Here is a 12,957-nt window from a genome sequence, read left to right as displayed (position 1 = left end):
GTCTCGCGGGCCGTTAACTCCTTTGTACTCCTGCCGCCGGGGAAGCGGAACCCCTGGTCGCCCCGGCTTTACCTTTAGGTCCGAAGGGGGCGAATCGCTACATGGTGGTGGCTCGTGTGGTGGCAGCGGCGGAGGCGGTGGTGGTAGCGGCAGTAGCGGTCGCAGCGACGCCGGCGGTGGCACTGACGGCGGCTGCGAGCGCAACAGCGCTGCGCAAGCCGCGCCGACGGCTGGCGTACCAGACCAGCCCGGCCGTGGCCGCCGCCGCACCCACAGCTGCCGCCGCGACCAGAGCGGGACGCGGCGGCATGGAGAACGCGGGCAGCCGCTGTTTAAGGCGGACCGGACGATTGAAGACGAGAACCGGCCAGCCGCGCGTGATCGCTTCGCGGCGCAGTGCCCGGTCCGGATTGACGGCGTAGGGATGGCCGACGGACGCCAGCATCGGGATGTCCGTGGCCGAGTCGCTGTACGCGTAGCAACGCGCCAGGTCGTACCCCTCGGACGCGGCGAGCTCCTTGATCGCTTCGGCTTTGGTCGGGCCGTACGCGTAGTACTCCACCTCCCCCGTGAAACAGCCGTCGTCGCCGACGACCATGCGGGTGGCCACTACTCGGTCCGCGCCGAGGAGTTTGCCGATCGGCTCGACCACCTCGGCGCCGGACGTCGAGACGATGACGACGTCCCGGCCTGCGGTGTGGTGCTCCTCGATGAGCGACGCGGCCTCGTCGTAGATGATCGGGTCGATGAGGTCATGGAGGGTCTCGGCGACTATCTCCTTGACCTGCTGGACGTTCCAGCCTTTGCAGAGCGCGGAGAGGTACTCGCGCATCCCCTCCATCTGGTCATGGTCGGCGCCGCCCGCGAGAAAAACGAACTGGGCATATGCGGTACGCAGCACGGCGCGCCTGTTGATCAGCCCGCCTTGGTAGAAGGACTTGCTGAAGGTCAGTGTCGATGACTTCGCAATGACCGTCTTGTCCAGGTCAAAGAAGGCGGCTGTGAGCGGCAAGGAGTGGTTTTCCACGAGCTTGAGCATAGGTGCCCACCATTCGGCGTACGCTCGGGCGTGTGGGTTTGCCTGAGAAGGCTCTCGGGTACACCATGGAAGTCACGGATCGTTCGCGACCGTGCTAACCCGGACCGGCTCCTCCCCCCCCGAGTCGGCCGGAGAGACGACCCCCGCTCTCCCCCCCGGCGGGGGTCGTCGCATGTCCGGACGCGTTTTTGTCCGCTGACCGTGATCGAATCCGATCGATCTTTCCTCTTGCGAGCCGTGTCGACACCGGCCGCATATTCGTCAAAGTCGTCACTCTGCGTAGTGGTTGCACTGCGCTCTGAGAGTCACCGGTTTGGGCTACCGAGATATTCACAAGTGGCTAGTTGTCCACAGTTTTTCACCAAGATCCACACGATTCTCCGATGCGGTGCACGGTGATTCCACTCGCGTAGTTCGCGGGCCGCAGGAATCACAGATCTCGTTTTGAAGCGAGATCGAAGTAAGAGATCGAAGTAAGAGGGGGTGGAGATCGTGGCTGGAACCATCACATCTCAACGGCCACCGGTCGCCGAAGGGCGGCGGGACGGGCCGCTGATCGTCACCGAAGACCTGGAACTGCTCGATGATCTGCTGCGGCTGTGTGCCGCCGCGGGCGCCGAGCCGGACGTGCACCACACCGTGCCGGAGCGCCGGGGAAGCTGGGAAGGTGCCCCGCTGGTCCTGGTCGGCGACGACGCCGCGGCGCGCTGCCGCGGGGCCACCCGCAGGCATGGAGTGCTGCTCGTCGGGCGCGATCAGGACGATCCGGATGTCTGGCGGCGGGCGGTGGAGATCGGGGCCGACTGCGTGTTGCGGCTGCCCGATGCGGAGGGCTGGCTCGTCGACCGGATCGCCGATGTGGTCGAGGGGGTCGGGCGGCAGGCGCTGACCGTCGGGGTGATCGGCGGGCGCGGCGGGGCCGGTGCATCGACGCTGGCCTGCGCGTTGGCGGTGACCGCCGCGCGCGGCGGCCGGCGCACGATGCTGGTCGACGGGGACCCGCTGGGCGGCGGTCTGGATGTGCTGCTCGGGGGAGAGCAAGCGGAAGGCAGACGTTGGCCGGATTTCGCCGCTTCCAAGGGGCGTGTCGCCGGCGGGGCGCTGGAGGAGTCGCTGCCCGAGCTGCATGCGCTGCGGGTGCTCAGCTGGGACCGCGGTGATTCGGTGGTGATCCCGCCGGAGGCCATGCGGTCGGTGCTCGCGGCGGCGCGCAGGCGCGGCGGGGTGGTGGTCGTGGATCTGCCGCGCCGGGTCGACGCGGGCGTGGCGGAGGCGCTGGCTCAGCTCGATCTCGGGCTGCTGGTGGTGCCGGGCGAGCTGCGAGCCGTCGCCGCGGCCAACCGGGTGGCTTCGACGGTCGGCATGGTGCTCCAGGATCTGCGCGCGGTGGTGCGTGGTCCGTACGCCGCCGGACTGGACGAGCAATGGGTCGCGGGCGCCCTGGGGCTGCCGCTCGTGGGCGAACTGCCCGTGGAGGCCGGGCTGCTTGCGGCGCAGGACGGAGGCGCTCCACCGGGCAGCAGCGGGCGCGGACCGCTGGCGAGGTTCTGCGCGGCCTTCTGGGACCGGGCGCTGGCCGGAGGCGGTGTCTCATGAGCGCCGCGCCGGGGCTGCTGGACGCCGTACGACAGCGGCTCGCGGAGAGCGGGGCCGAACCGACGCCGGCCAGGGTGGCGGCTGCCCTGCGGGCACAGGGGCGGCTCCTGGGGGACGCGGAAGTGCTGGGCGGCACCGAGAAGTTGCGGTGCGAGCTGGTGGGTACGGGTCCGTTGGAACCGCTGCTCGCCGATCCCGCGGTGACGGATGTGCTGGTGTCGGCGCCCGACCGGGTGTGGGTCGACCGGGGCCGTGGGCTTGAGCTCACCGCCGTGACGTTCGCGGACACGGCGTCGGTGCGCAGGCTGGCACAGCGGCTCGCGGCCGTGGCGGAGCGGCGTCTGGATGACGCCCGGCCCTGGGTGGACGCACGGCTGCCGGACGGGACCCGGATGCATGCCGTGATCCCGCCGGTGGCGGTCGGCTCGACATGCCTGTCGCTGCGGGTGGTGCGGTCGCGGGCGTTCTCGGTGGCGGAGCTTGTCGCGGCGGGGACGGTGCCGCCGGGCGGGGGCCGGGTGCTGCGGGCGCTGATCGAGGCCCGGTTGTCGTTCCTGATCAGCGGCGGTACGGGATCGGGCAAGACGACCTTGCTGTCCAGCCTGCTGGGGCTGGTGGGCGAGCGTGAGCGAATCGTGCTGGCCGAGGACTCGGCGGAGCTCAGACCCGAGCACCCGCATGTGGTGCGGCTGGAGTCGCGCGCGGCCAACCAGGAGGGCGCGGGCCGGGTGACGCTGCGGGACTTGGTGCGTCAGGCGCTGCGGATGCGGCCGGACCGGCTGGTGGTGGGGGAAGTGCGAGGAGCTGAGGTGACGGAGCTCCTGGCCGCCTTGAACACCGGGCACAGCGGCTGCGGGACCGTGCACGCCAATGCGGCGGGGGACGTGCCCGCGCGGCTGGAAGCGCTGGGTACGGCGGCGGGGCTCGACCGGGCAGCGCTGCACAGCCAGCTGGCGGCGGCGCTCTCCGTGGTGATCCATCTCGTACGGGATCAGGGCGGGCAGCGGCGGATTGCCGAGGTCCATGTGCTGGAGCGGGACGCGGCGGGGCTGGTGGTGACCGTGCCCGCGCTGCGGTGGGGCGTGGAGGCGTTCGCGTACGAGCGGGGCTGGGGGCGGCTGCGGTCGCTGATCGGGGGTGCCCTGTGATGGCCGGTGAGCCGTTGTACGCGGCGGCGCTGTGCGCGGGAACGGCGGCGTGGCTGACGGTCGGGCGGGACAGGGGGCTGAAGCGGGCGCGGCTGCTGCTGGCGGGTGGCGGTGCGATGGAGGCGGCGCCGTGGTGGTCGTGGGAGCGGCTGCCCGGGGCGCTCCGGCCTCTGCTCGGGTCTTCGGGTGGGGCGCGGCGGGAGTGGCTCTGTCTGCCGGTGGGGCTGGTCCTCGCCGTGCTGGGGGAGTCGGTGGTGCCGCTGGCCGCGGGGGCGGTGGCGGTGCCCCTGGTGAGGCGGTGGCTGCGGGCCCGGGAGCGGCGGCGGGATCAGGAGCGGCGGGCCGAGAGCGTGATCACCTTGTGCGGAGCGGTCGCGGGGGAGCTGCGCGCGGGGCTGCAACCGGGACAGGCACTGATGCTCGCCGCCGGATCTACCGGATCTATCGAATCCACTGGGGCGCTGGACGGGGCCGAGGCCGCGGTGTTGGCGGCGGCTCGGTTCGGGGGTGATGTGCCGCAAGCGCTGCGCGAGGCGGCCCGGGAGCCGGGCGCTGATGGCCTCGCCGGAGTCGCGGCCTGCTGGCGGGTGTCCGTTGACGGCGGAGCGGGTCTGGCAGCCGGGCTCGACCGATTGGAGGCCGCCTTACGGGCCGAGCAGGACCAACGGCAGGACCTGCGGTCCCAGTTGGCGGGCGCGTGGTCGACCGTCACCCTGCTGGCGCTGCTTCCGGTGGTCGCCCTCGCGATGGGCTGGGCGCTGGGGGCCGATCCCCTGAGGGTGCTGCTGCACACCCCGGCGGGGCTGGCGTGCCTGACGGTCGGCGGGGTGCTGGAGGCCGCGGGAGTCTACTGGGCCGCGCGGATCGTCCGCGCCGGGGAGAAGGCGTGACCGCGGAAGTTGTCCACAGGCTGGGGGTAATGGCATCCCTTCTCGCCGCGTCCGCCTCTCTGGGGCTCATGGTCGCCGGAAGGCAGCGCGAGCGAAGGGGACGCAACCGGATCGCGGCGCTGCTGGCCCTGGAGCACGAAGGGCGGCGGTGGTGGCTGAAGTACCCGGAGTACGGGGTGCGGGCGAGGCGCTGGGCGGCTCCGCTGGGCGCGCTGATCACCGGGTATGTGCTGGTCGGCGGGGTGATCGGGGTCGTTGTGGGGCTCGCCGGGGCGTATGGCGTACGGCGCCGGCAGGGGAGCCGTAAGCGGGGCGCGACTGCCGGGGAGCGCGGCGCCAGGGACCGCGAGGCGCGCCGTCAGCTGCCACTGGCCGCCGACCTGCTGGCGGCCTGTGTCTCGGCCGGAGCGGGGCCGCGCGAGGCGGCCGACGCGGTCGGGGAGTCGCTCGGCGGGCCGGTCGGCGAACGGCTCGCGAAGGCCGCCGCCGAACTGCGGCTGGGCGGTGAGCCCGCACAGGCGTGGGGGTGGCTCGGGCAGATACCGGACGCCGCGGCGCTGGCCCGCTGTCTGGAGCGGGCCGACTGCACGGGTGCTCCGGCGGCGGAGCCCGTGTCGCGGCTGGCCGAGCGCCTCCGGGCGGAACGGGCGCGGACCGCCGCGGCCCGGGGCCGCAGGGCGCAGGTCCTGATCACCGCGCCGGTGGGGCTGTGCTTCCTGCCCGCGTTCTTGGCGGTCGGGGTCGCGCCGGTGGTGCTCGGTCTGGCAGCCGGGCTGCTGCACGGCAACTGAGCAGGTCAGTACGTCAGCACGTGCGTGAGTAACCACCTGAACAAGGAACTCTCGGGGGTTGATGTGTGGAACTTGAATCCGAATGCAGAACTGAACCTGACCTCGCATCCGGTGCTGCGGCGATGGCGGCGCAGGTGGTCGCGCAGGATGCGCGGGGACGCGGGGATGGCCACGTCCGAATACGCGATGGGCACGATCGCGGCCGTTGCGTTCGCGGCGGTCCTGTACAAGGTCGTCAACAGCGAGGCCGTCTCCGGAGCGCTGCAGTCGGTGATCGGTAAGGCACTCAATGCGCAGTTCTGAGGCGCGCGACAAGGGATCCGTGACGGCGGAGGCGGCCGTCACGGTACCCGCCCTGGTGGTGTTCGCCATAGCTCTGGTGTGGGGGCTGATGGCGGCCGCCGCGCAGATCCAGTGCGTGGACGCGGCACGGGTGGGGGCGAGGGCGGCTGCCAGGTCGGAGCCGCGGGCGGTGACGCTGGCCGCCGCCCGCTCGGCGGCCCCCGGCGGTGCACGGGTCACGCTGACGCGGGACGGGGACCTGTGGCGGGTACGGGTCGAGGCGAAGGCTCCCGGGCCGGGAGCGCCGGCGCTGACGCTCAGCGCGGAGGCAGCGGCTCTCGCCGAGGACACCGTGGGCCAGGATGAGGCGGCAGTCCAGAGCAGCGCCCCGGACCACGACACGCCGGATACGCCATGAGCGCGGTCAACGCGGTCAACGCGACCTGCACTTTCCGGGCCAGGACGGCCATCAGGACTGCCATCAGGACGGCCATGAGGACCATGACGGCTGGGCGGGCCGCGCGAGCAAGAGGGGCGACGAACGCCAGGACCCGGGACCGCGGGTCGGCGACCGTATGGGTGGCCATGACGACGACCGTGCTCTGCGTGATCTTCGCCACCGTGCTGGCCATGGGGCAGGCGGTGGTCGCCCGCCATCGGGCGGGTTCCGCCGCGGACCTGGCGGCGCTGGCCGCGGCGGACCACGCCCTGTGGGGCACCGCCACGGCCTGCGCGAAGGCGGCCGAGGTGGCGGGGGCCCAGGGCGCGGCGGTGCTGCGGTGCGCGGTGCGGGGCGAGATCGCCGAGGTCACGGCTCAGGCCCGGTTCGGCCTGTACGCCCCGACGGTCAGGTCCCGGGCGGGGCCGCCGGGGCTTCCCGGAGCAGTTCGGTGAGGAGGCGGACCGCGCCGCGCTTGTGCAGCGGATCGTTGCCGTTGCCGCACTTGGGGGACTGGATGCACGACGGGCAGCCCGCGTCGCACTCACAGGAGGCGATCGCCTCACGGGTGGCGGTGAGCCACTCACGGGCGGTGTGGAAGGCCCGTTCGGCGAAGCCCGCGCCACCCGGATGGCCGTCGTACACGAAGACAGTCGGTAGCAGGGTGTCCGGATGGAGCGGGATGGACACCCCGCCGATGTCCCAGCGGTCGCAGGTGGCGAAGAGCGGCAGCATCCCGATAGAGGCGTGCTCGGCGGCGTGCAGGGCCCCGCCCAGCTGTTCCGGGTTCACCCGGGCGGCGTCCAGCTGGCCCTCGGTGACCGTCCACCACACGGCCCGGGTGCGCAGGGTGCGGGGCGGCAGATCGAGTTTCGTCTCGCCGAGCACCTCGCCGGTGATGAGTTTGCGGCGCAGGAAGGAGACGACCTGGTTGGTGACTTCGACGGAGCCGTAGCAAAGGCGTCCGTCGCCCCACGGAATCTCGGTGTCGGTATCGAGTACGGCGATGGAGGTGGTGTCGCGGGCGGTGGTGGAGTACGGCGGGTTGGCCTCCTCGACAAGGGCTGCCGAGTCCTCCAGATCGAGGTGTTTCACCAGATATGTACGGCCCTGGTGGAGGTGGACCGCCCCGTCGTGGACGGCGGTGTGGGCGGCCGATTCGTCCACCGTGCCCAGCAGTCGGCCGGTGGTGGCCTCCACGATCTGGATGGGCCGGCCGCCTCCGCCCCGGATGTCGGTGAGGTCGGCGGCCCGCTCACGGCGGGTCCAGTGCCACGCGGTCGCCCGGCGGCGGAGCAGCTTGGCGGCCTCCAGCTGCGGCATGAGTTCACCGGCCGCCGGGCCGAAGAGCTCGAGGTCGTCATCCGTGAGGGGCAGCTCGGCGGCTGCCGCGCACAGATGAGGCGCGAGGACGTACGGATTGTCCGGATCGAGGACCGTGGACTCCACCGGCTGCTGGAACAGCGCCTCGGGGTGGTGGACGAGGAAGGTGTCCAGCGGGTCGTCACGGGCGACGAGGATGGCCAGGGCGCCCCGGCCGGACCGGCCCGCGCGGCCCGCCTGCTGCCACAGCGAGGCCCTGGTGCCCGGGTAGCCCGCGATGAGGACGGCGTCCAGGCCCGAGACGTCGATGCCGAGCTCCAGGGCGGTGGTGGCCGCGAGGCCGAGCAGCTCGCCGGAGTGCAGGGCACGCTCCAGGGCGCGCCGCTCTTCGGGGAGGTAGCCGCCCCGGTAGGCGGCGACCCGCTGGGGCAGGGAGCGGTCCACCTCGGCCAGGCGTTCCTTGGCGATGACCGAGATGAGCTCGGCACCGCGCCGCGAGCGTACGAAGGCGACCGTACGCACGTTCTGCACGGTCAGGTCCGTGAGGAGGTCGGCTGTCTCGGCGGTGGCGGTGCGGCGGACCGGGGCGCCCTTCTCGCCGTGGAGTTCGGTGAGCGGGGGCTCCCAGAGGGCGAAGACGAGTTCGCCGCGCGGCGAGGCGTCGTCGGCGACCTCCTGGACGGGCAGGCCGGTGAGCCGTCCGGCGGCCGTCGCGGGTTCCGCTGCGGTGGCGGAGGCGAGGAGGAAGACGGGGTTCGCACCGTAGCGGGCGCATACGCGGCGAAGCCTGCGCAGCACCTGGGCGACGTGGGAGCCGAAGACGCCCCGGTAGGTGTGGCACTCATCGATGACGACGTAGCGCAGAGAGCGCAGGAAGGAGGACCAGCGGGGATGTGAGGGCAGTATCCCGCGGTGCAGCATGTCGGGGTTGGTGAGGACGTAATTGGCGTACTGCCGGACCCACTCGCGTTCCTCGACGGGCGTGTCGCCGTCGTACACCGCGGGGCGGATACTCTTGCCCAGCGGTGCGCTGAGCGCCTTCACCGACCGGCGCTGGTCGGCGGCCAGGGCCTTGGTCGGGGCGAGGTAGAGGGCCGTGGTGCCGCGGCCGTTGGCGGCCTCGGAGCCGTCGAGCAGGGTGGTGAGCACGGGCGCGAGGTAGGCCAGCGACTTCCCGGAGGCGGTGCCGGTGGCGATGACGACGGAATTTCCGTCCAGGGCGTGTTCGGCGGCGGCCGCCTGGTGGGTCCAGGGGTGTTCGATGCCCGCCAGCTGAATGGCGTTGATCACTTCTGGACGGATGCGATCGGGCCAGACGGCATGGCGACCCGGCCTTGGGGGCAAGTGCTCGGTATGAGTGATGCGCGTAGCCCGGCCGGGCCCCGCGGCGAGCCGGTCGAGGACCGTACCGGGGGAGGGGCGGGTGTCCCCGCTCTCGGGAGGTTGTCTGGGACGGAGATTCTTGGCCATCGGCACCGAGTGTGTCACCGGCCTGACGGACAATGGGCCCAAGGCGTCGTGCATGGCTGCCCGTAAGTGATTGAATGCCATCGCGGCTGGCGATCCGTCCTCCGGCTCCGTCGGGGAGACCTGTGAGGGCGGCCGCTCGATAGCAAGTTGCTGGAGGATCCGTGGACCTGTCCCTGTCGACTCGCAATGTGTCCGGGCCTGGTGGCGACCGTACGGTCGTCGAGGTCGGTGGCGAGATTGATGTGTATACCGCGCCCAAGCTGCGCGAGCAGTTGGTCGAGTTGGTGAACGACGGCAGCTACCACTTGGTAGTCGACATGGAGGGCGTGGACTTTCTCGACTCCACCGGTCTTGGCGTGCTCGTGGGTGGCCTGAAGCGCGTTCGCGCGCACGAAGGTTCACTGCGCCTGGTCTGCAACCAGGAGCGCATTCTCAAGATCTTCCGGATCACAGGTCTGACCAAGGTGTTTCCCATCCACACCACGGTCGATGAGGCTGTCGCGGCCACCGACTGACGGTCGGCCGGAGACATCCGGAAGGAAGGAGGGGCACCGGGCATCCAGCCCGGGCCCCTGAGATGCACGCCCGAACGTCCTAGGGGGATTGCATGGCCGCCACCGTTGAACTCCGCTTCAGCGCCCAGCCTGAGCACGTCAGGACCGCCCGTCTGGTGGCCGCTGCCGTGGCTCGCCGGGCCGGGGTCGACGAGGCGGTCCTGGACGAGGTCCGCCTCGCGGTCGGCGAGGCGTGCAGCCGCGCCGTCGGGCTGCACCGCAGCTATGGCATCACAGCCCCTGTGAAGGTGGTGCTGTCCGAGGAGGAGAAGACCTTCTCCATCGAGGTCGGCGACGAGGTCCCGGCCGCAGGCAGCGCTGGGCGTGGGCCCAACGCCGCCCCGGGCGGGCGGAACTCCATGGCCGAGGACCTGGACGCCGACAGCGACGACGAGATGGGCCTCGCGGTCATCAGTGGTCTCGTCGACGACGTGGAGGTCACCTCGACGGAGGACGGCGGGGTGATCCGGATGAGCTGGCCGACGACCCCCGTCACTCTGCTGCCCTGAGCGCTGCCCCGAGTTTTCCTGCGTAATGCCCTGATCACGTGGGCGGTCGGTTGATCGATATCTGATCGTTTTCTGATCGTTCCGACGTGAGACGAGCGGACGAGGCCCTGCCTGAGCAGGGCCTCTTTCGTTTTGTGTAGATCATTTATCTGCACGTCAATGCGTTTGCCCCGTTACCACTTTCGGGGTTGTTTTCGGACCGCGATCATTTGCTGAGTAGCAAGTGAAGGTCAATTACATATTGCTGCGCCCTGTTTTGATCAGGTTCCGCTACCTACAATCCGTCCACATCTTGAGCTCTTAGCGTCAAGGAGGACGAATGGCGGGGCTCGTCAATCCAGAACTGTCCGATCTGTCCGACCACACCACTTCTCTCGCAGCCGCGGTACTCACCGACGACAACCGGCTGATCGTGATCGTCATCGCGGTCGTCGCGCTGGCGGCACTGGCCGTCGCCCAGCTGCTGGTGCGCCAGGTGCTGGCCGCCGACGAGGGCACCGATTCCATGAAGAAGATCGCGGCAGCCGTGCAGGAGGGCGCGAATGCCTATCTGACCCGGCAATTGCGCACCCTCGGCGTCTTCGCTGTCGTGGTGTTCTTCCTGCTCCTGCTCCTGCCCGCCGACGACTGGTCACAGCGAGCTGGACGTTCGGTGTTCTTCCTGGTGGGTGCGGGTTTCTCGGCGACCACCGGATTCATCGGCATGCGTCTTGCCGTACGAGCAAATGTGCGCGTGGCCGCCGCCGCGCGTGAAGCGACGCCCGCGGAGGGAGAGCCGGAAAAAGATCTGACAGCTGTTTCGCACAAGGCCATGAAGATCGCTTTCCGCACGGGGGGCGTGGTCGGCATGTTCACGGTGGGCCTCGGCCTGCTCGGTGCCTCCTGCGTGGTTCTCGTCTACGCGGCCGACGCGCCCAAGGTGCTGGAGGGCTTCGGTCTCGGTGCCGCGCTGATTGCCATGTTCATGCGTGTGGGTGGCGGCATCTTCACCAAGGCCGCCGATGTCGGCGCCGACCTCGTGGGCAAGGTCGAACAGGGCATCCCCGAAGACGACCCGCGCAACGCCGCGACCATCGCGGACAACGTGGGCGACAACGTCGGTGACTGCGCGGGCATGGCGGCCGACCTCTTCGAGTCGTACGCCGTCACGCTCGTCGCGGCACTCATCCTCGGAAAGGCGGCATTCGGCGACGCCGGACTCGCCTTCCCGCTGATCGTCCCGGCGATCGGCGTGGTCACCGCGATGATCGGTATCTTCGCGGTCGCCCCGCGGCGCGCCGACCGCAGCGGGATGACTGCCATCAACCGCGGATTCTTCATCTCCGCGGCGATCTCGCTCGTCCTGGTGGCGGTGGCGGTCTACCTCTACCTGCCGTCCACCTACGCCGAGCTCGACGGCGTCACCGACGCGGCCATCCAGACGCACGGCGGGGACCCGCGGGTGCTGGCGGTCGTCGCCGTCGCCATCGGCATCGTCCTGGCGGCCCTGATCTCGCAGCTGACGGGATACTTCACCGAGACCACCAGGCGTCCTGTCAGGGACATCGGCAAATCCTCGCTGACAGGACCCGCGACGGTCGTGCTGGCCGGAATCGCCATCGGCATGGAGTCCGCCGTCTACACCGCGCTGCTGATCGGCCTCTCGGTGTACGGGGCGTTCCTGCTCGGCGGTACGTCGATCATGCTCGCGCTCTTCGCTGTGGCGCTGGCCGGCACCGGTCTGCTCACCACCGTCGGCGTGATCGTCGCCATGGACACCTTCGGCCCCGTCTCCGACAACGCCCAGGGCATCGCCGAGATGTCCGGCGACGTCACCGGCGCGGGCGCGCAGGTGCTCACCGACCTCGACGCCGTCGGCAACACCACCAAGGCCATCACCAAGGGAATCGCGATCGCCACGGCCGTACTGGCGGCGGCGGCGCTCTTCGGCTCGTACCGCGACGCCATCTCCACCGCCGCCATGGAAGTCGGCGAGAAGGTCGGCGACGGCGCGCCGATGAACCTGGTCATGGACATCTCGCAGCCCAACAACCTGGTCGGGCTGGTCCTCGGCGCCGCGGTCGTCTTCCTCTTCTCGGGTCTCGCGATCAACGCGGTCTCCCGGTCGGCGGGCGCGGTGGTCTACGAGGTGCGGCGGCAGTTCCGTGAGCACCCCGGGATCATGGACTACACCGAGAAGCCGGAGTACGGGCGCGTTGTCGACATCTGCACCAAGGACGCGCTGCGCGAGCTGACCACACCGGGTCTGCTCGCCGTGCTGACCCCGATCGCGGTCGGCTTCTCGCTCGGCGTGGGAGCCCTCGGCTCCTTCCTCGCGGGCGCGATCGGCACCGGCACCCTGATGGCCGTCTTCCTGGCCAACTCCGGCGGCGCGTGGGACAACGCCAAGAAACTCGTCGAGGACGGTCATCACGGCGGCAAGGGCAGCGAGGCCCACGCCGCGACCGTCATCGGCGACACCGTCGGCGACCCCTTCAAGGACACCGCCGGTCCCGCGATCAACCCGCTGCTGAAGGTGATGAACCTGGTGGCGCTGCTCATCGCGCCCGCGGTCGTGCAGTTCAGCTACGGGGACGACGCCAACGCCGGCGTACGGGCGGTGGTGGCAGTGCTCGCCATCCTCGTCATCACCGGCGCCGTGTACGTCTCGAAGAGGCGAGGCATCGCTGTGGGTGACGAAGGCAACTCCGCGGAGCGGAGCGCGAAGTCACCCGATCCCGCGGTGGTTTCGTAACGCCTGTTCAAAAGACGGGCGGACGGCGCATCCTGACGCGCCGTCCGCCCGTTCGCGTGCCACGGGTGAGCCTTGTCTCTCTTGGTGCAAATGGCTTCAATCGCCCATTAATCGGTCATACGGCGTGTGAGCGTCGCCCACTTGGCGTGTATGTTCCGGGGCCGAGAGCCTTGGAAGGGACC

At 70.5% G+C, this 12,957-nt stretch carries 11 protein-coding genes and 1 pseudogene; 10 read left to right on the top strand and 2 right to left on the bottom strand.

What is annotated here, in order from left to right:
• Nucleotides 1-202 precede the first annotated feature (202 nt).
• A pseudogene (locus ACIHCQ_RS00110) lies at nt 203-1,039 on the bottom strand (HAD family hydrolase); the annotation flags it as partial.
• Nucleotides 1,040-1,531: 492 nt separating this feature from the next.
• Here ACIHCQ_RS00110 and ssd point away from each other — a divergent pair.
• The 7 genes from ssd (at nt 1,532) to ACIHCQ_RS00075 (ending at nt 6,640) form a co-directional block, all read left to right on the top strand.
• The gene (gene ssd, locus ACIHCQ_RS00105; RefSeq protein ID WP_399656170.1) at nt 1,532-2,635 is read left to right on the top strand and encodes a septum site-determining protein Ssd; all 1,104 of its coding nucleotides are present in this window, start codon (nt 1,532-1,534) and stop codon (nt 2,633-2,635) included.
• Nucleotides 2,632-3,783, top strand: coding sequence for a TadA family conjugal transfer-associated ATPase (locus tag ACIHCQ_RS00100; protein WP_399656168.1), 1,152 nt, complete (start codon nt 2,632-2,634; stop codon nt 3,781-3,783). Before ssd ends, ACIHCQ_RS00100 begins: the two co-directional genes overlap by 4 nt.
• The gene (locus tag ACIHCQ_RS00095) at nt 3,783-4,673 is read left to right on the top strand and encodes a type II secretion system F family protein (RefSeq protein ID WP_399656166.1); all 891 of its coding nucleotides are present in this window, start codon (nt 3,783-3,785) and stop codon (nt 4,671-4,673) included. Before ACIHCQ_RS00100 ends, ACIHCQ_RS00095 begins: the two co-directional genes overlap by 1 nt.
• 29 nt (nt 4,674-4,702) lie before the next feature.
• Complete coding sequence (locus tag ACIHCQ_RS00090) at nt 4,703-5,464, top strand: type II secretion system F family protein (RefSeq protein ID WP_399656164.1); 762 nt, start codon at nt 4,703-4,705, stop codon at nt 5,462-5,464.
• Nucleotides 5,465-5,554: 90 nt separating this feature from the next.
• Nucleotides 5,555-5,767, top strand: a complete 213-nt coding sequence (locus ACIHCQ_RS00085) for a DUF4244 domain-containing protein (RefSeq protein WP_399657515.1) — start codon at nt 5,555-5,557, stop codon at nt 5,765-5,767.
• On the top strand, nt 5,754-6,164 hold the full coding sequence (locus ACIHCQ_RS00080; RefSeq protein ID WP_399656162.1) for a TadE family type IV pilus minor pilin: 411 nt from the start codon (nt 5,754-5,756) through the stop codon (nt 6,162-6,164). The genes ACIHCQ_RS00085 and ACIHCQ_RS00080 overlap by 14 nt, the downstream gene beginning before the upstream one ends.
• Nucleotides 6,165-6,238: 74 nt before the next feature.
• Nucleotides 6,239-6,640 (top strand): Rv3654c family TadE-like protein, encoded by a 402-nt coding sequence (locus tag ACIHCQ_RS00075; RefSeq protein WP_399657512.1) that lies wholly within the window; start codon nt 6,239-6,241, stop codon nt 6,638-6,640.
• Here the strand turns inward: ACIHCQ_RS00075 and ACIHCQ_RS00070 are convergent.
• Nucleotides 6,594-9,059 (bottom strand): DEAD/DEAH box helicase, encoded by a 2,466-nt coding sequence (locus ACIHCQ_RS00070; protein ID WP_399656160.1) that lies wholly within the window; start codon nt 9,057-9,059, stop codon nt 6,594-6,596. The genes ACIHCQ_RS00075 and ACIHCQ_RS00070 overlap by 47 nt on opposite strands.
• 80 nt (nt 9,060-9,139) lie before the next feature.
• Here ACIHCQ_RS00070 and ACIHCQ_RS00065 point away from each other — a divergent pair, with 80 nt between their 5' ends.
• The 3 genes from ACIHCQ_RS00065 to ACIHCQ_RS00055 all read left to right on the top strand — a co-directional run bounded on the left by ACIHCQ_RS00065 (nt 9,140) and on the right by ACIHCQ_RS00055 (nt 12,775).
• A complete protein-coding gene (locus tag ACIHCQ_RS00065) occupies nt 9,140-9,493 on the top strand; it encodes an STAS domain-containing protein (protein ID WP_003967428.1) in 354 nt (117 codons plus the stop codon).
• Nucleotides 9,494-9,585: 92 nt separating this feature from the next.
• The gene (locus ACIHCQ_RS00060; protein ID WP_399656158.1) at nt 9,586-10,041 is read left to right on the top strand and encodes an ATP-binding protein; all 456 of its coding nucleotides are present in this window, start codon (nt 9,586-9,588) and stop codon (nt 10,039-10,041) included.
• Between the two features lie 319 nt (nt 10,042-10,360).
• Nucleotides 10,361-12,775, top strand: coding sequence for a sodium-translocating pyrophosphatase (locus ACIHCQ_RS00055; RefSeq protein WP_399656156.1), 2,415 nt, complete (start codon nt 10,361-10,363; stop codon nt 12,773-12,775).
• The last annotated feature ends 182 nt before the right edge of the window (nt 12,776-12,957 follow it).

It is taken from the genome of Streptomyces sp. NPDC052236 (assembly GCF_044548015.1).
Taxonomy (GTDB): domain Bacteria; phylum Actinomycetota; class Actinomycetes; order Streptomycetales; family Streptomycetaceae; genus Streptomyces.
This window is presented reverse-complemented; position numbering and strand designations above follow the sequence as displayed.